The organism is Marinomonas shanghaiensis, from assembly GCF_003259175.1.
GTDB classification, from domain to species: Bacteria; Pseudomonadota; Gammaproteobacteria; order Pseudomonadales; family Marinomonadaceae; genus Marinomonas; species Marinomonas shanghaiensis.
In genome coordinates this window covers 1-463 of sequence record NZ_QGOK01000057.1, presented here as the reverse complement: position 1 = coordinate 463, position 463 = coordinate 1, and the positions used below count along the sequence as shown (strand labels likewise).

Genomic DNA, 463 nt, shown 5'->3' with positions numbered 1-463 from the left:
AGGTCAAGCTGTCATTCGCATCTACATCCGTGGCCGTGGCCGTGTAAATCACCGTGTTAATTGCGGCATTTTCATTCACACTGCCCGTTGCTCCAGACGTTATCATCGGCACTTCGTTCACGTCATTGATGCTCACAAGAACCGTCTGAATATTAGTAAGATCGTCACTGTCTGTCGCGATAACGTTAAACACATAGCTGGCTTTGGTTTCATAATCTGCAGACGCTTTTAACGTCACTTCGCCTGTTGATGCATTGATGTCCAAGAAAGCTGCATCGTCACCCGTGATGCTGTAGGTTAAGCTATCATTAGCGTCTACATCCGTGGCCGTCACAGTGTAAATAACTGTATTCGTTGTCGCATTTTCATCCACACTGTCCGTAGTAACTGACGTGATTAAAGGAGCTTCATTCACGTCATTTACGCTAACAGTAACCGCTTGAGTATCAGTCAAATTACCATT

Annotated in this window: 1 protein-coding gene; it reads right to left on the bottom strand. The window is 45.1% G+C overall.

Features of this window, described 5'->3' with window-relative positions; translation table 11 throughout:
* On the bottom strand, positions 1–463 hold a 463-nt coding region (locus tag DKT73_RS19975; protein ID WP_198666682.1), incomplete at both ends, for a cadherin repeat domain-containing protein.